Origin of the sequence: Spirillospora sp. NPDC127506, from assembly GCF_040302145.1 — a bacterium.
Classification (GTDB): Bacteria; Actinomycetota; Actinomycetes; order Streptosporangiales; family Streptosporangiaceae; genus Spirillospora.
Map to the genome: position 1 here is coordinate 143,859 of NZ_JBEORG010000008.1, position 18,877 is coordinate 162,735.

An 18,877-nucleotide genomic window follows, 5' to 3' on the forward strand; every position below is an offset into this window, starting at 1 on the left:
GGTCACAGTGCGCAACTCAGCAACCGTCCTCCGCATCGGCGGCGCGATCCTCGCCGTCGCCGTGCTGGTGGCCGCGCTCCTGCTGATCCTCCAGGAGCCGAAGCAGCGCCACCTGACGGCGTACTTCACCAAGACCGTCGGCCTGTACAAGGGCGCGGACGTCCGCATCCTCGGCATCCCGGTCGGGGAGGTCACCAGCGTCGAGCCGGCCGGCGACTCGGTCAAGGTCGAGCTGAAGTACGACGCCAAGTACAAGGTGCCCGCCGACGCGCAGGCCGTCATCATCAACCAGACGCTCGTCGCCGACCGCTACATCCAGCTGACGCCGGTCTACAAGGGCGGCGCCGTCCTCGCCGACGGCGCGACGCTCACCACGAGCCGCACCGCCGTCCCGGTCGAGGTGGACGAGGTCGGCGGCAGCCTCAACGACCTCACCAAGGCCCTCGGCCCGCAGGGCGCGAACGCGCCCGGCGCGGACGGCCAGCAGGGGTCGCTGTCGCGGCTGCTGCAGGTCGGCGCCGCGAACCTGGAGGGGCAGGGCGACGACATCCGGCAGACGATCGCGGACGCGTCCAAGGCGCTCAGCACGCTGAGCACCGACCGCGGCGACGTCGCCGAGACGATCAAGAACCTGCGGATCATCACCGACGCGATGAAGGCGAACGACCAGCAGATCAAGTCGTTCACCGGGCACCTCAACGGGGTGTCGGCGCAGCTCGCGGGGGAGAAGGAGGAGCTGAGCGCGGCCCTCAACACCCTCGCCCCGACGCTGCGGAACGTGCAGCGGTTCGTCAAGGACAACCGCACCGAGCTCGCCGCGAACGTCCGGCAGCTCGCGCAGATCACCGGCGTGCTGGTCAAGGAGAAGGACGCGCTCGCCGAGATCCTCACCGCCGGCCCGCTGGCGGTCAACAACCTGGCCCGCGCCTACGACCCGATCAGCGGCACGATCCACACCCGCGACAACTTCCGCCAGTTCCACGACCTGGCCGACTGGATCTGCTCGCTGGCGTACTCGGTCGGCACGCCCGCCAAGGAATGCCTCGACTTCGTCAAGCCGTACAACGGCATCGGCAAGGCGCTGACCGGCTTCAGCCTCGACCTGTCGTGGATCACGGCGCTGACCACGCACTACGACCCGGTGCCGATCCCGCCGGACGCCTACGGACCGGGCGCCGGGCCCGGCAAGCCGGGCAAGACCGCGAAGACGAGCACGACCAAGAAGACCGCGACGGCCGGGACCGGCAGCAGGCCCGGCGACCTCAGCGCGCTGCTGCCGGGAGGTGGCCGATGAGCAGGACACGGCCGAAGCGCCGCGCCCGCCTGCTGGGCGCCGCCGTGATCGCCGCGGCGACGGCCCTGTCGGGCTGCTCGTTCAACGGCGTGTCGTCGCTGCCGCTGCCCGGCGGCCCCGACCTCGGCTCGCACCCCATCACCGTCAAGATCGAGTTCGCGAACGTGCTGGACCTCGTCCCGCAGTCCGCGGTCAAGGTCAACGACGTGTCGGTGGGCAAGGTCGAGGACATCGAGCTCGCCGGCGGCGTCCCCGGCCAGCCCGGCTGGCACGCCCTCGTCACCGTGAAGATGCGCGGGGACGTGAACCTCCCCGACAACGCGATCGCGACGGTCGGCCAGACGAGCCTCCTCGGCGAGAAGTTCGTGCAGATCGAGCCGCCGAGGTACGAGGCGCCGAACGGCAGGCTCGGCACCGGCGACCTGATCCCGCTGAACCGCACCTCCCGCGGCACCGAGATCGAAGAGGTGCTGTCGGCGATGTCGCTGCTGCTGAACGGCGGCGGGCTGGAGCAGGTCTCCACGATCAGCCACGAGCTGCAGGCCGCGATGAACGGCCGGACGAGCACGATCCGGTCGGTGCTGGAGCGGGTCGACACCTTCGCCGGCACGCTGGACCGCAACCGCGCCGCGATCACCCGCGCGCTGGACAGCATCGACCGGCTGACCGGAAAGCTCGCCGACGAGCGCAAGACGATCCAGGACACCATCGACGAGACGGGCCCCGCGATCGACGTCCTCAACCGCAACCGCGCCGACCTCACCAAGATGCTGGTCGCGCTGAACAAGCTCAGCCGCACCACCACCAACGTGATCGACCGGTCGAAGGCCGACCTGCTGGCCAACCTGCGGGACATCGACAAGATCCTGCAGAACCTCAACAAGGCCGGCAACGACCTGCCGCGGTCGCTGGAGAGCCTGATCACCTTCCCGTTCCCCGCGACGTTCGAGAACGTCATCGCGGGCGACTACGGCAACGTCCGGCTGACCGTCGACCTGGACTTCGAGTCCATCGCACGGAACCTGCTCGGCGGCACCGACCTGGAGGGGATGCTCGGCAGCGGCCGGCAGATGCGCAACATGCTGCAGGTCCCGAACGTCACGCTGCCCGACTCCCCGCTCGGCGTCCTCCCGCAGTCGCCCGGGGGCGTCCCCGGGCTGCCCGGCCAGTCGACGCCGGCTCCGAAGACGACGCCGACAACGAAGAAGACGTCCGGCACGCCGGCGCCGCAGCGGACCGGGGCGCTCGGCTCCGATGACGGCGGCCTGCGGGCCCTGATGACGGGGGGCCTCTCGTGATCCTCAAGCGCGGCGTCATCGTCCAGCTGATCGCGTTCGCCGTCATCACGGTCGTCGGCGTGGCGATCGTCTCGGTGAACTACATCGGGCTGGGCCGCGACCTGCTCGGCAAGGAGTACGTCGCCTACGTCGACCTGACCGACTCCGGCGGCGTGTTCACCAACGCCGAGGTCACCTACCGGGGCGTCCCGGTCGGGCGGGTCGGGCCGATCGAGCTGACCAAGGAGGGCATCCGCGTCAAGCTGATCCTCGACCGCGGCGAGCGGATCCCCCGCGACGGCACCAAGGCCGTCGTCGCGAACCGGTCCGCGGTCGGCGAGCAGTACATCGACCTGGAGCCCACCAAGAAGAGCGGCCCCTACCTCGACGAGGGCAAGCCCTACACGATCCCGAAGGAGCGCACCACGCTGCCGGTCTCCACGGCCGAGCTGCTGCGCAACGTCGACGCGCTCGTCGGGTCGGTCAACACCAAGGACCTCGGCACCATCGTGGACGAGCTGGACAAGGCGTTCTCCGGCTCCGCCGAGGACCTCCAGTCGATCCTGGACGACACGGACCGGCTGCTGAAGACGGCCGACCAGGCGTACCCCGACACCAAGCAGCTCCTGGACAACAGCGTCACCGTCCTGGACACCCAGCGCGGGCAGGCCGCCAACATCCGGGGCTTCGCCCGCAACCTGAACGAGCTCACCGCGTCCCTGCGCAACGACGACCCGGCCCTCCGCCGGACCATCGACGGCGTGCCCGGCGCGGTGGACCAGACGCACCGGGCCATCAAGCAGCTCGCGCCGACGCTGCCCGTCCTGCTCGCGAACCTCACCACGACGGGGCAGGTCATCACGTCCCGCCAGGCGGGCCTCCGCTCGCTGTTCATCCTGTACCCGGTGACGGTCGCCGGCGCGTTCACCGTCACGCCCGGCGACGGAACCCAGCACCTCGGCCTCGACCTGAACATCGACTCGCCGCCGCCGTGCACCAAGGGCTACGAGAAGGTCAAGCACCGCTGGCCGCAGGACACGTCCCCGAAGAAGCCGCGCCTGGACGTCGGCTGCAAGGCGCCGCACAACGCGCCCACCGCCGTCCGCGGCTGGCGCAACTTCCCCAAGGACGAGATCCTGCCGTACCCGCAGGTCCCGGCGGGCGCCACCGCGGGCGCCGGCTTCCCGGACGGCGGCGCGACCGCGACCGGCGGCGGGAAGTCGCAGGCCGCGGGCAAGAGCGACGCGGGGACGAAGGCCGCCGCGGCGGCCCCGACCGGCCAGATCGACGACGGCCGGCTGATCCTTTCCTATCCGTCCGATTCAGTGGAGTTCGCTGGATACGATCCAACGACCGGTGCGGTCTACGGGCCGGACGGCAAGCGATACGTCATGCCGCGCAGCGCCGGAACCCGTCAGTTGGGAGAGGAATCCTCGTGGAAGTGGCTCCTGCTCGGACCGTTGAGCCAGTGAGGCGGACCCGATGAGGCGCCGGCTGCCCCTGGTCACCGCCATCACGCTCAGCGTCATCGTGGTCGGCCTGGCCATCGCGTCGGGCTGGCTCGGCGTCGTCTCCCTCCGCAACAAGGACGAGGCCGACCAGCGGGCGAAGGCGATCCAGTCGGCGCGGCAGATGGGCGTCAACCTGATGTCGCTCGACGCCGCGACCGCGCAGCGCGACCTGGACCGCATCGTGGCCGGCACCACCGGAGACCTGAAGAACAAGCTGGCGAGCCAGTCGAACGCCTTCATGCAGCAGGTGACCAAGGCGAAGGCCAAGTCGACGGTCAGTGACGTCGACGCCGCGCTGGTCTCCATGGACGGCGACTCCGCCGAGGTGATGGTCTCCCTCAACGGGACCGTCACCAACGACAAGGTGAAGAACGGTACGCCGCAGGGCTACCGCTACCAGATGGACCTCACGCGGGTCGACGACCGCTGGCTCGTGTCCGGACTGGAGGTTGTCCCGTGACGATGCTCGGCCGGGGCAAGCGCTCCGCCCCCGACAAGGACGCGAAGGGCAAGAAGGACAAGAAGGCCAGGGCCGAGGAGGCGGCGAGGGCCGCCGAGCTGGCTGAGGAGGCCGCCAGGAAGGCCCGCGAGGCCGCCCGCCTGGCCCAGATCGCCGCCGAGGAGGCCGCCGCGGCCGAGGCGGAGGACGCCGAGGAGGCGGAAGAGCCCGCCAAATCCGCGGAGAAGCCCCGCAAGCCGAAGAAGGCCTCCAAAGCCGACCCCACCCCCGAAGACGCCGCAGAGGACGGTTCAGGGCCGTCCGACGACGCCTCAACGCCCGCCGAGGCCGCAGAGGCCGCCGGAACCGGCGTCGAGACCCTCGAAACCGGCGTTGAGAGCGACGCCGAAACCGGCGAGGCCGAGGACGAGGAAGAAGACGGGGCCGCCGAGGCCGGCGAGGCCGTGAAGGCCGGCGACGAGGCCGACGGCGAGGACGACGAAGACGGGGACCGGAAGCCGGCGAAGGCGAAGCGCCTCAAGCTCACGAAGACGCCCAAGGCGGACGCCGAGGACGCTGAGGACGAGGCCGAGGACGAGGACGACGGCGAGCCGCGGAGTGCCCGCCGCCTCGGCATCTCGACGGTGATCGCCGTCCTGGCCGTCCTGACGATCGCGCTCGGCGCCGGCACCACCGCCCTCTACCTCAAGGTGCGCGAGCAGAAGGCGACCGAGCAGGCGAGCAAGGAGGCGGCGATGGCGTCGTCCCGCGCCGCCCAGAAGCTCTCGTCGTACGACTACCAGACGCTCGACGCCGACCTGAAGGCCGCGTCCGCCACCACGACGGGCAAGCTGCACAGCGACTACGAGAAGCTCGCCCAGGAGCTCAGGACCGTCGCCGTCCAGCAGCAGGCCGTCTCCAACACGACGGTGATGAAGGTCGGCGTCGTCAGCGCGACCCCCGACAAGGTCGTCACGCTGATCTACGCCAACCGGTCGTCCGTCACCAAGAACGACAAGCAGCAGCGCCTGCCCGAGCCGCTCCGCATCAAGATGACGATGGTGAAGAAGGACGGCAAGTGGCTGGCCTCCGAACTCACCGTCATCTCCTAGGGCGGCCCGTCCACGGAACCGTCCGGCGGACCCCGCGACCTCGCCCCGAGGCCGCGGGGTCCTGTCGTTTCCGCAGGCTCGCGTGTCCGACGCACCCTGCTCGGGGCCTAAACTGTTACGTTCCTCACTGCAGGTCAGGGCCTGAAAAGTCCAAGTCCGCTCTTGACTGAGAGGCGCTGAGGGGCGATGCTCCATGGCAACGTGATGCATACTGCGGCGCTAGAGTTGCAAGCGGTGTACCAGTCGGCTACACTGCCCCTTTGCGCTGCCCTCTGACTATCCACGTGTGAGTGCACCCCTGCGGGGGTCCTTCGTAGACCCCGAAAGAGCAGGTCTCGGACGTGGATCGTCTGGCGTGCGTGTCGTCAGTTACGCCGCGAGCCCTCGGAAGGACCACTCTTGGCAGCCTCGCGCAACGCCTCGAATACCGCAACCGGTCCGCACCGCGTCTCCTTCGCGCGCATCAAGGAGCCGCTCGAAGTCCCGGACCTCCTTGCACTGCAGACCAACTCCGTTGACTGGCTGCTGGGCAACGAGAGGTGGAAGGCCCGGGTCGAGGCGGCCCAGAAGGCCGGAAGTAAGAGCGTCCCGACCCAGTCGGGGCTGGAGGAGATCTTCGAAGAGATCAGTCCGATCGAGGACTTCTCCGGAACCATGTCCCTGTCGTTCCGCGACCACCGGTTCGAGCCGCCCAAGTACTCCGTCGAGGAGTGCAAGGACAAGGACATGACCTACTCCGCCCCGCTGTTCGTCACGGCGGAGTTCATCAACAACACCACCGGTGAGATCAAGAGCCAGACGGTCTTCATGGGCGACTTCCCGCTCATGACCCCGAAGGGCACCTTCATCATCAACGGCACCGAGCGCGTCGTCGTCTCCCAGCTGACCCGCTCGCCCGGCGTCTACTTCGACCGCGCCCTCGACAAGGCGTCCGACAAGGACATCTACGGCTGCCGGGTCATCCCGAGCCGCGGCGCCTGGCTCGAGTTCGAGATCGACAAGCGCGACAACGTCGGCGTGCGCATCGACCGCAAGCGCAAGCAGCCCGTCACCGTGCTGCTCAAGGCGCTCGGCTGGGACGAGGCGCGCATCCGCGAGCGCTTCGGCTCCTACGAGTCGATCAACGTCACCCTGGAGAAGGACCACACCTCCGGCCAGGACGACGCCCTGCTCGACATCTACCGCAAGCTGCGTCCCGGCGAGCCGCCGACGCGCGAGTCCGCGCAGACGCTGCTGGAGAACCTGTACTTCAACCCGAAGCGGTACGACGTCGCCAAGGTCGGCCGCTACAAGATCAACAAGAAGCTCGGCCTCGACCTGGACATGCGCCAGGGCACCCTGACCGAAGAGGACATCGTCGCCACGGTCGAGTACCTCGTCCGGCTGCACGCCGGCGAGGAGGAGGCCACCCTCGGGGCCGTCCCCGTGCCGATCGAGGTCGACGACATCGACCACTTCGGCAACCGGCGGCTGCGCACGGTCGGCGAGCTGATCCAGAACCAGGTCCGGCTCGGCCTGGCCCGGATGGAGCGCGTCGTCCGCGAGCGGATGACCACCCAGGACGTCGAGGCGATCACGCCGCAGACCCTGATCAACATCCGGCCGGTCGTCGCCTCCATCAAGGAGTTCTTCGGCACCAGCCAGCTCTCCCAGTTCATGGACCAGACCAACCCGCTGGCCGGGCTGACGCACAAGCGCCGCCTGAACGCGCTGGGTCCCGGTGGCCTGTCGCGCGAGCGGGCGGGCATGGAGGTCCGCGACGTCCACCCGTCCCACTACGGCCGCATGTGCCCGATCGAGACGCCGGAAGGCCCGAACATCGGCCTCATCGGCTCGCTCGCCGCGTTCGGCCGGGTCAACCCGTTCGGGTTCGTCGAGACGCCGTACCGCAAGGTCGTCGACGGCGTGGTCACCGACCAGATCGACTACCTCACCGCCGACGAGGAGGACCGCTACGTCATCGCGCAGGCCAACTCCCTGCTGAACGACGACGGCACCTTCGTCGACGACCGCATCCTGGTCCGCCGCAAGGGCGGCGAGGTCGAGCTGGTCCCCGCCCGCGAGGTCCAGTACATGGACGTCTCGGCGCGGCAGATGACCTCGGTCGCCACCGCGATGATCCCGTTCCTGGAGCACGACGACGCCAACCGCGCGCTCATGGGCTCCAACATGCAGCGCCAGTCCGTCCCGCTGCTGCGCAGCGAGGCGCCGCTGGTCGGCACCGGCATGGAGTACCGCGCCGCGGTCGACGCCGGCGACGTGATCACCGCCGAGAAGGCCGGCGTGATCGAGGAGGTCTCCGCCGACTACGTGACCGTCATGAACGACGACGGCACCCGGACGACGTACCGGGTCGCCAAGTTCAAGCGGTCCAACCAGGGCACCTGCTTCAACCAGAAGCCCATCGTCGACGAGGGGCAGCGGGTCGAGGTCGGCCAGGTCATCGCCGACGGGCCGTGCACCGACAACGGCGAGATGGCGCTCGGCAAGAACCTCCTCGTGGCGTTCATGCCGTGGGAGGGCCACAACTACGAGGACGCCATCATCCTCAGCCAGCGCCTCGTGCAGGACGACGTCCTGTCCTCGATCCACATCGAGGAGCACGAGGTCGACGCCCGCGACACCAAGCTCGGCCCCGAGGAGATCACCCGGGACATCCCGAACGTCTCCGAGGAGGTCCTCGCCGACCTCGACGAACGCGGCATCATCCGCATCGGCGCCGATGTCGTCCCCGGCGACATCCTGGTCGGCAAGGTCACCCCGAAGGGCGAGACCGAGCTCACCCCCGAGGAGCGGCTGCTCCGCGCGATCTTCGGCGAGAAGGCGCGCGAGGTCCGCGACACCTCGCTGAAGGTGCCGCACGGCGAGCAGGGCAAGGTCATCGGCGTCCGGGTGTTCTCCCGCGACGACGGCGACGAGCTCCCGCCCGGCGTGAACGAGCTGGTCCGGGTGTACGTCGCGCAGAAGCGCAAGATCACCGACGGTGACAAGCTGGCCGGCCGGCACGGCAACAAGGGCGTCATCTCCAAGGTGCTCCCGGTCGAGGACATGCCGTTCCTGGAGGACGGCACCCCGGTCGACATCGTCCTGAACCCGCTGGGCGTCCCCGGGCGCATGAACGTGGGCCAGGTCCTGGAGACCCACCTCGGCTGGGTCGCGTCCCGCGGCTGGAAGGTCGAGGGCGACGACGCCGAGTGGAAGCGCGCCCTGAAGGCCATCGGCGCCGACCAGGCCGAGCCCTGGACGAAGACCGCGACGCCGGTCTTCGACGGCGCCCAGGAGAGCGACGTCACCGGCCTGATCGAGAGCACCCTGCCGAACCGCGACGGCCAGCGCCTGGTCGGTCCCGGCGGGAAGGCGCGGCTGTTCGACGGCCGCACCGGCGAGCCCTACAAGGACCCGATCTCGGTCGGCTACATCTACATCCTCAAGCTGCTCCACCTGGTCGACGACAAGATCCACGCGCGCTCGACCGGCCCGTACTCCATGATCACCCAGCAGCCGCTCGGCGGTAAGGCCCAGTTCGGCGGCCAGCGCTTCGGTGAGATGGAGGTCTGGGCGCTGGAGGCGTACGGCGCCGCCTACGCGCTCCAGGAGCTGCTGACCATCAAGTCCGACGACGTCCTCGGCCGCGTGAAGGTGTACGAGGCGATCGTCAAGGGCGAGAACATCCCCGAGCCCGGCATTCCCGAGTCCTTCAAGGTGCTCATCAAGGAGATGCAGTCGCTGTGCCTCAACGTCGAGGTGCTCTCCAGCGACGGCATGTCCATCGAGATGCGCGACACCGACGAGGACGTCTTCCGCGCCGCGGAGGAGCTCGGCATCGACCTCTCCCGCCGTCCGAACGAGGGCGCGATGAGCGTCGACGAGGTCTGAGAACTCAAGGGGAAAACAGTTGCTTGACGTCAACTTCTTCGACGAGCTTCGCATCGGTCTGGCGACCGCCGACGACATCCGCCAGTGGTCGCACGGCGAGGTGAAGAAGCCGGAGACGATCAACTACCGGACCCTCAAGCCGGAGAAGGACGGGCTCTTCTGCGAGAAGATCTTCGGCCCGACCCGGGACTGGGAGTGCTACTGCGGCAAGTACAAGCGCGTCCGCTTCAAGGGCATCATCTGTGAGCGCTGCGGCGTCGAGGTGACCCGCGCCAAGGTGCGCCGCGAGCGGATGGGCCACATCGAGCTGGCCGCGCCGGTCACGCACATCTGGTACTTCAAGGGTGTGCCGTCCCGCCTCGGCTACCTGCTGGACCTGGCCCCGAAGGATCTCGAGAAGATCATCTACTTCGCGGCCTACATGATCACCAGCGTGGACGCGGAGCGGCGCGACCGCGACCTGCCCACGCTGGAGGCGCACATCTCGGTGGAGCGCCAGCAGATCGAGCAGGCCCGCGACGCGCAGATCGAGGCCCGCCAGCAGAAGCTGGAGGGCGACCTCGCGGAGCTGGAGGAGGCCGGCGCGAAGGCCGACCAGAAGCGCAAGGTGCGCGACGGTGCCGAGCGGGAGATGAAGCAGCTGCGCGACCGCGCGCAGCGCGAGCTCGACCGCCTCGACGAGGTGTGGAGCCGGTTCAAGAACCTCAAGGTCCAGGACCTGGAGGGCGACGAGCTGCTCTACCGCGAGATGCGCGACCGGTTCGGCAAGTACTTCGAGGGCGGCATGGGCGCCGCGGCCATCCAGGCGCGGCTGCAGAACTTCGACCTCGACGCCGAGGCCGAGAAGCTGCGCGACATCATCCGCACCGGCAAGGGCCAGAAGAAGGCCCGCGCCCTCAAGCGGCTGAAGGTCGTCTCGGCGTTCCTCAACACCCGCAACAGCCCGCTCGGCATGGTGCTGGACTGCATCCCGGTCATCCCGCCGGACCTGCGTCCCATGGTCCAGCTGGACGGCGGCCGCTTCGCGACCTCCGACCTGAACGACCTGTACCGCCGGGTCATCAACCGGAACAACCGGCTCAAGCGCCTGCTCGACCTGGGCGCGCCCGAGATCATCGTCAACAACGAGAAGCGGATGCTGCAGGAGGCCGTCGACGCGCTGTTCGACAACGGCCGCCGCGGCCGCCCGGTCACCGGGCCCGGCAACCGTCCGCTGAAGTCGCTGTCCGACATGCTCAAGGGCAAGCAGGGCCGGTTCCGGCAGAACCTGCTGGGCAAGCGCGTCGACTACTCCGGCCGCTCGGTCATCGTCGTCGGCCCGCAGCTGAAGCTGCACCAGTGCGGCCTGCCCAAGCAGATGGCGCTGGAGCTGTTCAAGCCGTTCGTCATGAAGCGGCTGGTCGACCTCAACCACGCGCAGAACATCAAGTCCGCCAAGCGGATGGTGGAGCGCGCGCGTCCCGTCGTGTGGGACGTCCTGGAAGAGGTCATCACCGAGCACCCGGTGCTGCTGAACCGCGCCCCGACCCTGCACCGCCTGGGCATCCAGGCGTTCGAGCCGCAGCTGGTCGAGGGCAAGGCCATCCAGATCCACCCGCTGGTCTGCACCGCGTTCAACGCGGACTTCGACGGCGACCAGATGGCGGTGCACCTGCCGCTGTCCGCCGAGGCGCAGGCCGAGGCGCGGATCCTGATGCTGTCGACGAACAACATCCTGAAGCCGTCGGACGGCAAGCCCGTCACCATGCCCACCCAGGACATGGTCATCGGCCTGTACTGGCTGACGACGCAGAAGGACGGCGCGCTCGGCGAGGGCCGCGCGTTCGGGTCCGTGGCCGAGGCGATCATGGCCTACGACCGCGGCGAGCTGGACCTCCAGGCCAAGATCCAGATCCGGCTGAAGGACGTCCCGCCGCCGCGCGACTGGATCGCGCCGGAGGGCTACGAGCCCGGCCAGCCGTACCGGCTGGAGACGACGCTCGGCCGCGCCATGTTCAACGAGACGCTGCCGGACGACTTCCCGTTCGTGGACGACGAGATCGGCAAGAAGCAGCTCTCGGCGATCGTCAACGAGCTGGCGGAGACGTACCCGAAGGTCGCCGTCGCCAACGCGCTCGACGCGCTCAAGAGCACCGGGTTCCACTGGGCGACCAGGTCCGGTGTCACGATCGCGATCGACGACGTCATCACGCCGCCCAACAAGCAGGAGATCCTGGCCGGCTACGAGCAGCGCGCCGAGAAGGTGCAGCGGGAGTTCAACCGCGGCCTGATCACCGACGACGAGCGCAAGCAGGAGCTCATCGAGATCTGGAACAAGGCCACCGCGGACGTCGCGGTGGACATGGAGAAGGCGTTCCCGAAGGCCAACCCGATCTGGATGATGATCCAGTCGGGCGCCCGCGGCAACCCGCTGCAGCTCCGCCAGATCGCCGGCATGCGCGGCCTGGTCTCCAACCCGAAGGGCGAGACCATCCCGCGCCCGATCAAGTCGTCCTTCCGCGAGGGGCTGTCGGTCGTCGAGTACTTCATCTCGACGCACGGCGCCCGGAAGGGCCTCGCCGACACCGCGCTGCGCACCGCCGACTCGGGTTACCTGACCCGGCGTCTGGTGGACGTCGCGCAGGACGTCATCGTCCGCGAGGAGGACTGCGGCACCGACCGCACGATCCCGTTCGAGGTCGCCGAGCGGCTGCCCGACGGCACCCTGGTCAAGCTGGCCACCTCGGAGACCAGCCTGATCGGCCGCACCATCGCCGAGGACGTCGTCGTCGACGGGACGGTCATCTTCCCGGCCGACACCGACCTGTCCGACGCGGTCGTCACCCGGCTGGTCGAGGCGGGCGTGGAGCGGGTCCGCACCCGCAGCGCCCTGGTCTGCGAGGCCAAGATCGGCGTCTGCGCCGCCTGCTACGGCCGCTCGCTGGCCACCGGCAAGCGGGTGGACGTCGGCGAGGCCGTCGGCATCATCGCCGCGCAGTCCATCGGCGAGCCCGGCACGCAGCTGACGATGCGCACCTTCCACACCGGCGGTGTGGCCGGCGGCGACATCACGCACGGCCTGCCGCGCGTCCAGGAGCTGTTCGAGGCCCGCATCCCCAAGGGCGTGGCCCCGATCAGCGAGGTCGCCGGCCGCGTCAAGATCGACGAGACGGAGAAGGCCCGCAAGGTCGTCATCGTCCCGGACGACGGCTCCGACGAGATCGCCTACCAGGTGCCGATGCGGTCCCGCCTCCTGGTCAAGGAGGGCGAGTCCGTGGGCGTCGGGCAGCAGCTCATCGCGGGTGCGATCAACCCGCACGAGGTGCTGCGCATCCTCGGCCCCCGCGCCGTGCAGCTCCACCTGGTCCAGGAGGTCCAGGAGGTCTACCGGTCGCAGGGCGTGTCGATCCACGACAAGCACATCGAGATCATCGTCCGCCAGATGCTGAAGCGGGTGAACATCCTCGAGTCGGGCGACACCGAGCTGCTCCCGGGCGACCTGGTCGAGCGTCCGATCTTCGAGGAGACGAACCGGAACGTCGTGGCCGAGGGCGGCACGCCCGCCGCCGGCCGCCCCGTCCTGATGGGCATCACCAAGGCCTCGCTCGCGACCGAGTCGTGGCTGTCGGCGGCGTCCTTCCAGGAGACGACCCGGGTGCTCACCGAGGCCGCGATGCACGCCAAGAGCGACCCGCTGCTCGGCCTCAAGGAGAACGTCATCATCGGCAAGCTCATCCCGGCCGGTACCGGCATGCCGCAGTACCGCAACGTCCGGGTCGAGCCGACCGAGGAGGCGAAGGCCGCGGTCTACTCCGTCGGGTCCTACGACGACGGCGCCGAGTACGCCTTCGGGCAGGGCTCCGGCGAGGCCGTGCCGCTGGAGGAGTACGACTTCGGCCAGTACAACCGCTGACGTCCGCCGGGGCCGCCGCGCGAGCTGCGGCCCCGGGCAACGGACACCCGACTGACGACACGCAAGAGGCCCCTCCCACCCGGAGGGGCCTCTTCGCGTCGGATCGGCTCCGCGGCGGGCGTCGACCAGGGCGAGGACGGCGACCGTCCCGACAGCCAGCAGGGCCGCCGCGCACGCGGCCGCGACGCCGTAGCCGTGGACGGTGGCGGTATCGACCGGTGCGTGCGAGGCGGCGGCGCCGGTGGCGGCGATCGTGTTCAGCACGGCGATCGACCTCACCGCGGCCGCTCTCCTGCCGGAGACGGCCACGCCCACTGCCTAGCGTCCGGGGCGCGTCGAGGCGATCGGCTGCACCTCCCCGCCGGCCGCCGTCGCCCGCCTTGACGGAGCACGACCAGGACTTATCGTCGAAGTACCGCGGGATGACGCCGTCGGACCGGCCGACGCCGGCGGCGTCCCGGAGGAGGGAACGACGATGAGCCGCACGATGCCGGCGCCGTTACGGGCCGCCTATGATGACGAAATGGCCGCCGCCCGCGCCGCGACCGCCCCCGAGGACCGCTGGCGGCATCTGGAACGGGCGCACATCCTGTCGCAGCCCTGGCCATGGCCGCATACCCGCAACCACATCGCGATGCTGGCCCTGGCCCTGGCCCAGCGCGACCGCCGCGAAGCGTTGGGGCAGGTCGTACGGATCATCGTGGCCGCGCCCGGCTCCGCCCTTGGCCGCTATCCGGAGGGCAACACCGGCCGCGCCCGCGTCGGCCTCACCCAACCCATGCCCGTCCCCGACGACCTGGCGCCCCTCCTCGCCACGGCCGGGCAATAGCGCACGGACGGACCTGACCGGGGTCGCGCCCAAGGTCCGCCCGCTCACGCGCCACGCCCACCGCCCAGGGCTCCTTGTCGCCGACGCGGTGCGCGCGAGGTCGGGTGGCCGGAAAAATCTGTCGCCTTTGGGTGAATCGGCCCATAGCGTCGCCTCCACGAGGCTGCTCTCCGTCAATGTCGGCCGGCCCCGCAGCAATCCTTGGAGGGGCCTCAGGGCCACGGGCATCGACAAGCGGCCCGTGGAAGGGCCGGTCGCCGTCGTCGTTCCCGGGCCCAAAGGCGCCGGCGACGTCGGCCTTGCCGGTGACCGGGCCTATGACGTGAAGAACCACGGCGGCGCAGACTACCGCGCCCGCCGCAGATCGCGGTCGACGTGACCGGACGGGCGCCGGCCTAGGCGAAGTCGGCGGGGGAGAGGCCGTCGGCATGGCCGGGCGGCCACTGCACCAGCTCGATCCGGTAGCCGTCGGGGTCCGTTATGCACGAGACCCGCAACCCTTCTTCGCCGCCGGGCAGCTCCACGGGGCCGGGGTCGAGCCCCGCGTCCGACAGTGTCTGCCGAGCCCGTGGTTGGCGTGCGGTGCATGTGTCTACAGTCGGCGCATGGGACGGCGGAGCGCGGAAGATGTTCGGGATGTGCTGAGCGTGCATCTGCCCGGTTATCGGGTCGAAACCGTCGTGCTGCTGGGGGAAGGCGAGGACAACGTCGCCTTCGAGGTGAACGACGAGTTGATCGTCCGGCTGGGCAAGGAGCCCGATGCCGCGAGCCGGGCCGCGCGGGTGAGCGGAGAGGCCCGGCTTCTCGCCGCCGTCTCGGACGTGTCGCCGCTGCCGGTGCCCGAGCCGGCTCTCACGGCCGCCGAGGAAGGCTGCCTCGCCTACTTCAAGCTTCCGGGCGTCCCGCTGATCGACGTCGCCCCGGCGCAGCGTGCGGCACACGCCGACTCGATCGCCGTGGCGCTCGGAAGGTTCCTCGGCGCACTGCACGCGCTGCCGGTCGCGCGGATGGGCGGCCTGGTGGAGGTCGATGACGAGCCGGCGGCGGTGTGGCTGGAGGAGGCGGCGGAGATCTACTCGGAGATCGGCGAAGCGGTGCCGGCGGTGCGCCGCGGGGCCGTCGAGGCGTTCCTGAGCGCTCCGCCGCCGCCCGGCGGGCATGATCGGGTGTTCTCCCACAACGACATGGGGATCGAGCATGTCCTCGTCGACCCGGCCACTGGCACGGTGACCGGGATCATCGACTGGAGCGACGCCGCGATCACCGACCCCGCCTGCGACTTCGGCCTGCTGTACCGCGACCTCGGCCCCGATGCGCTCGATCTGGCGCTGCGCGGCTACGAGGCCGGGCCGCGGGAAGCCGGGAAGATCAAAGCGCGTGCCGGGTTCTACGCCAGGTGCGGCCTCCTGGAGGACATGGCCTACGGGCTTCAGGAGGGGCACGCCAAGTATCTCGACAAGTGCCTGCCCGCGCTGAGGTGGCTCTTTCCGGCCGGCGTCCGCTGAGCGCTTCGGCTTCTGCCTCCGGCAACGTCCAGCAGGGGTTGGGGACGCCGCGCCAGTACGCGGCGGAGATCCGGGGCGTGAACCCCTGGTCGTTCTGGTGGGGACTGAGCTTGACCTGCGTGTATCTCCGTTTCCTTGACCTTTTGTCTGGTTTTGTCGCTCTGTGGGCCGGGGAGGAAGGCAGGCGTTGCCTGATGTACGCGACGGGGGAGAACACCAGATGAAGAGGGTCATGACCGGTGCGCTGATCGCCGCCTTCGCGGGGATCGCCGGAGTGGGCAGCGCCGCCGCCGCGCAGCCGTCCGACGACCAGGGCACGCGCCAGGACTGCCGCACGTACTCGAGCGTCACCGAGTGCGGCAAGCCCAAGCTCGATGAGAAGCAGCAGGCGTGCGTGACCGCGGCCGTCCAGCAGGGCATGACCGAACGCCGCGCGGCGGTGGAGTGCCGCGCTTTCGCCTGAGCCCGCCGCTCACCCGAAGGGGCCCGTCCGAACCCGGACGGGCCCCTTCGCATCGGGTGCGCGGCGCCGTCAGCCGGCCTTGGCGCCGGCCGGCGGGGCGGTGAGCGCATAGATCAGCAGGACGCACAGGGCGATGGTCAGCACCGACCAGATCGGGAACGCCAGCAGGAACCCCAGGTGCCCGATCGCGACGACGACGGCGAAGAAGACGCCGACCGCGCGAGCCCACATCTTCCCGGAGAGGATCGCCGCGCCGACACCGACCTGGACGATGCCGAGGATCAGCCAGATCCAGCCCCACGTCGTGTAGTCGAACACCAGGATCTGGTTCTGGCCCACCAGGTAGTACTCGTCCTTGAACAAGCCCACCAGGCCGTCGATGATGTTGAACGCGCCGATCACCATCGCGAGCGTGCCCGCGAAGGCCAGCCATCCCGATGTCTGCGGCCGCGTCATGGCCGACGCGGTTCCGCGGGCGGTCTTGGTCGTCATGCGAACCCCCCTCCCGTCGCGGCGGAACCCGCCGCCGACTTGGTGCCCGAAGACTGCCCTTCCGCCCTGGGCCGCAACCGTGGCAAATCCCCTCTTAGATGCAGCTTTGCGGAAAAGTAGACCTCCGATGAAGAGCCGTCGCGCCCGGTTCGGCCTCCCGAGTTGCCTGTCGATCCTCTAGAAAAACATACATACGGTATGTATGCTTTTGGGGAGCCGAGAGGAGAGACGGCATGGCGCGCAGTGCATCGCTCGGGGAGGCCAAGAAGGTCGAGTTGCCGCAGGGAGTCCTCGCCTACCGGGAGGCGGGGGAAGGGCCTCCGGTGGTGTTCGTGCACGGCCTGCTGGTCAACGCCGACCTGTGGCGGAACGTGGTGCCCGCGGTGGCGCGGGCGGGCCACCGGTGCCTGAGCCCCGACTGGCCGCTGGGGTCCCACGAGATCCCGGTGCGGCCGGACGCCGACCTGAGCCCGGCGGGAGTGGCCGACCTCATCGCCGACTTCCTGGAGGCGCTGGACCTGACGGACGTGACCCTCGTGGCCAACGACACCGGCGGCGCCCTGGTGCAGGTGCTGATCTCACGGCGCCCGGAACGGGTCGGGCGGGTGGTCCTCGCCTCCTGCGACGCACTGGAGCGGTTCTTCCCGCCGATCTTCCGGTTCCTCCCGCCCGGCGCGCGGCTGCCGGGCTCGGCCTGGGTGCTCGCCCAGGCGCTGCGCCCCCGCATGTTCCGGCGGCTGCCGTTCACCTTCGGATGGCTGTCCCGGCGGCCGGTGCCCGAGCCGGTGATGGACTCGTATCTGCGGCCCGCGCGCACCGACGGCGGTGTACGGCGTGACCTGCGGCGCTTCCTCGCCGGCGTCCACCGCCGGTACACGCTCGCCGCGGCCGGGACGTTCGGCGCCTTCGACCGGCCGGTGCTGCTGGCGTGGGCGGAGGACGACCGGCTCTTCCCGATGTCGCTGGCCCGCCGCCTCGCGGACCTGTTCCCCGACGCCAGGCTCGTCCCGGTGGCCGACTCCGCGACCTTCGTCCCCGAGGACCAGCCGGCGGTGCTCGCCGGCCTGATCACCGAGTTCGCGGGGGTGCCGCGGCGATGAGCCCGCGCCGGACGCAGGATCGGGCGCGCCGCACCCGGGAGGCGCTCGTCTCCTCCGCGCGGCGGCTGTTCGCCGAGCGCGGCTACGCCGGCGTGTCCGCGGAGGAGATCGTCGCCGCGGCCGGCCTCACCCGCGGCGCGCTGCACCACCATTTCGGTGACAAGAAGGAGCTGTTCCGGGCGGTGCTGGAACAGGTGGAGACCGAACTCGTCGCCCGGGTCGGCGAGGCCATCGGCACCGCCGCCGATTCCTGGCAGGCCGCGACCGCCGGCCTGGCCGCGTTCCTGGACATCTGCGAGGAGCCCGAGGTGCTCCAGATCGCGCTGCGGGACGCGCCCGCGGTGCTCGGCTGGGCCGCCTGGCGGGAGATCGAGGCCGCCCACGGGCTGGGCCTCATCAAGGCGGGACTCCAGCAGGCCATGGACGAGCACGTCCTGACGGCGCAGCCGGTGGACGTCCTCGCGCACCTGGTCCTCAGCGCCGTCAACGAGGCGGCGCTGCTCATCGCGCACGCGCCCGACCGCGGCGCCGCGCGCGCCGAAGCGGAGCGGGCGATCGTCGCGCTGCTGGCCGGTCTCCGGGTGACGCCCCTCAGCCGAGGGGGAGGGGACGGCGCGGGACGGGCGCCGACTGGAGGATCGAGGTCGTCGTCCGGGCGTACGGGGTGAAGCGGTCGAGGATCGGTTCGAGTTCCTCGACCGCGCGCAGGTGGGCGATGAAGAAGAAGCAGTCGTCGCCGGTGATGCGGTGGCACTCGGTGATCTGCGGGATCTCGTCCGCGATCTTGGGGATGCGGCTCAGCTCCCGCGGGCTCGGGTTGACCCGGACCAGGATCGTGATCGGGAAGCCGAGCGCGGTCGGGTCGACGGTCGCGTGGTAGCCGGTGATGACCCCGGTCTCCTCCAGGCGCTGCACGCGCTCGGCGACGGCCGGGGGGGACAGCGACACCCGGCGGCCGAGCTCGGCGAGCGACGCGCGGCCGTCCCGCTGCAGCTCGGTGAGGATTCTGAGGTCGGTCGCGTCCAGCGGTTTCGGTTCGTAGGCGCGGCCCGGCCTGCTCCGTCGGTTCGCCATTCCTCCAACTTAC

14 protein-coding genes are annotated in these 18,877 nt (G+C 70.0%); 12 read left to right on the forward strand and 2 right to left on the reverse strand.

Going from position 1 to position 18,877, the window contains the following annotated elements:
* Positions 1-7: 7 nt before the first annotated feature.
* The 10 genes from ABTW95_RS11375 (at position 8) to ABTW95_RS11420 (ending at position 16,198) form a co-directional block, all read left to right on the forward strand.
* Entirely contained in the window at positions 8-1,294 is a 1,287-nt protein-coding gene (locus ABTW95_RS11375) for an MCE family protein (protein WP_396454320.1), read from the forward strand.
* A complete protein-coding gene (locus tag ABTW95_RS11380) occupies positions 1,291-2,592 on the forward strand; it encodes an MCE family protein (RefSeq protein WP_500226220.1) in 1,302 nt (433 codons plus the stop codon). Before ABTW95_RS11375 ends, ABTW95_RS11380 begins: the two co-directional genes overlap by 4 nt.
* Entirely contained in the window at positions 2,589-4,043 is a 1,455-nt protein-coding gene (locus ABTW95_RS11385; RefSeq protein WP_396448401.1) for an MCE family protein, read from the forward strand. Before ABTW95_RS11380 ends, ABTW95_RS11385 begins: the two co-directional genes overlap by 4 nt.
* Before the next feature lie 10 nt (positions 4,044-4,053).
* The gene (locus tag ABTW95_RS11390) at positions 4,054-4,542 is read left to right on the forward strand and encodes an Rv1363c family protein (RefSeq protein ID WP_396448402.1); all 489 of its coding nucleotides are present in this window, start codon (positions 4,054-4,056) and stop codon (positions 4,540-4,542) included.
* Between the two features lie 2 nt (positions 4,543-4,544).
* On the forward strand, positions 4,545-5,633 hold the full coding sequence (locus ABTW95_RS11395; protein WP_500226232.1) for an Rv1363c family protein: 1,089 nt from the start codon (positions 4,545-4,547) through the stop codon (positions 5,631-5,633).
* A gap of 399 nt (positions 5,634-6,032) precedes the next feature.
* Complete coding sequence (gene rpoB, locus ABTW95_RS11400; RefSeq protein WP_396454318.1) at positions 6,033-9,509, forward strand: DNA-directed RNA polymerase subunit beta; 3,477 nt, start codon at positions 6,033-6,035, stop codon at positions 9,507-9,509.
* Positions 9,510-9,528: 19 nt separating this feature from the next.
* Positions 9,529-13,401, forward strand: a complete 3,873-nt coding sequence (locus tag ABTW95_RS11405; protein WP_396448405.1) for a DNA-directed RNA polymerase subunit beta' — start codon at positions 9,529-9,531, stop codon at positions 13,399-13,401.
* A 475-nt stretch (positions 13,402-13,876) separates the two neighbouring features.
* Positions 13,877-14,230 (forward strand): DUF3703 domain-containing protein, encoded by a 354-nt coding sequence (locus ABTW95_RS11410; RefSeq protein WP_500226221.1) that lies wholly within the window; start codon positions 13,877-13,879, stop codon positions 14,228-14,230.
* A 638-nt stretch (positions 14,231-14,868) separates the two neighbouring features.
* Positions 14,869-15,735 (forward strand): phosphotransferase family protein, encoded by an 867-nt coding sequence (locus tag ABTW95_RS11415; RefSeq protein ID WP_500226222.1) that lies wholly within the window; start codon positions 14,869-14,871, stop codon positions 15,733-15,735.
* A 220-nt stretch (positions 15,736-15,955) separates the two neighbouring features.
* A complete protein-coding gene (locus ABTW95_RS11420) occupies positions 15,956-16,198 on the forward strand; it encodes a hypothetical protein (RefSeq protein ID WP_396452556.1) in 243 nt (80 codons plus the stop codon).
* A gap of 69 nt (positions 16,199-16,267) precedes the next feature.
* Here the strand turns inward: ABTW95_RS11420 and ABTW95_RS11425 are convergent, their stop codons facing one another.
* Positions 16,268-16,690 carry a DUF7144 family membrane protein gene (locus ABTW95_RS11425; protein ID WP_396452558.1) on the reverse strand — a complete coding sequence of 141 codons (423 nt, stop codon included), beginning with the start codon at positions 16,688-16,690 and terminating at the stop codon, positions 16,268-16,270.
* A 233-nt stretch (positions 16,691-16,923) separates the two neighbouring features.
* Here ABTW95_RS11425 and ABTW95_RS11430 point away from each other — a divergent pair, with 233 nt between their 5' ends.
* The gene (locus ABTW95_RS11430) at positions 16,924-17,790 is read left to right on the forward strand and encodes an alpha/beta fold hydrolase (RefSeq protein ID WP_396452560.1); all 867 of its coding nucleotides are present in this window, start codon (positions 16,924-16,926) and stop codon (positions 17,788-17,790) included.
* Entirely contained in the window at positions 17,787-18,458 is a 672-nt protein-coding gene (locus tag ABTW95_RS11435; RefSeq protein ID WP_396452562.1) for a TetR family C-terminal domain-containing protein, read from the forward strand. The genes ABTW95_RS11430 and ABTW95_RS11435 overlap by 4 nt, the downstream gene beginning before the upstream one ends.
* On the opposite strand, the gene ABTW95_RS11440 is transcribed toward ABTW95_RS11435, so the two are convergent.
* Positions 18,382-18,864 carry an Lrp/AsnC family transcriptional regulator gene (locus ABTW95_RS11440; protein ID WP_396452564.1) on the reverse strand — a complete coding sequence of 161 codons (483 nt, stop codon included), beginning with the start codon at positions 18,862-18,864 and terminating at the stop codon, positions 18,382-18,384. The two genes, ABTW95_RS11435 and ABTW95_RS11440, sit on opposite strands and share 77 nt — an antisense overlap.
* Between the last annotated feature and the right edge of the window lie 13 nt (positions 18,865-18,877).